The sequence below is a fragment of the Pseudomonas persica genome, assembly GCF_900291015.1.
In the GTDB taxonomy this organism is placed as follows: Bacteria; Pseudomonadota; Gammaproteobacteria; order Pseudomonadales; family Pseudomonadaceae; genus Aquipseudomonas.
In genome coordinates this window covers 1-242 of record NZ_OLKL01000330.1, presented here as the reverse complement: position 1 = coordinate 242, position 242 = coordinate 1, and the positions used below count along the sequence as shown (strand labels likewise).

Here is a 242-nt window from a genome sequence, read left to right as displayed (position 1 = left end):
GGATTCCACAGTGCATCACTGGGTTGCAGGGCGAGGATCTCGTTGCGCAGTTCGACGATGTTGTGGGTCAGTGACAGCGAGAACGCATCGTTGGGTGTCCAGCTGGCGGCCAGCGAGTGGCTGCGCGAGGTCTCGGCTTTCAGCCCATCGTTCTCCACCACCTCCACTTCCACCGCGCAGCCGCCATCGCGCAGCGGGCGCGCGCACGTCGGCAGGGACTCCGAGGCGGGCAGGCCATACAG

At 66.1% G+C, this 242-nt stretch carries 1 protein-coding gene; it reads right to left on the bottom strand.

Features of this window, described 5'->3' with window-relative positions:
• Positions 1-242: hypothetical protein (locus tag FQ664_RS26775; protein ID WP_144175989.1), on the bottom strand; the 242-nt coding region annotated here is incomplete at both ends.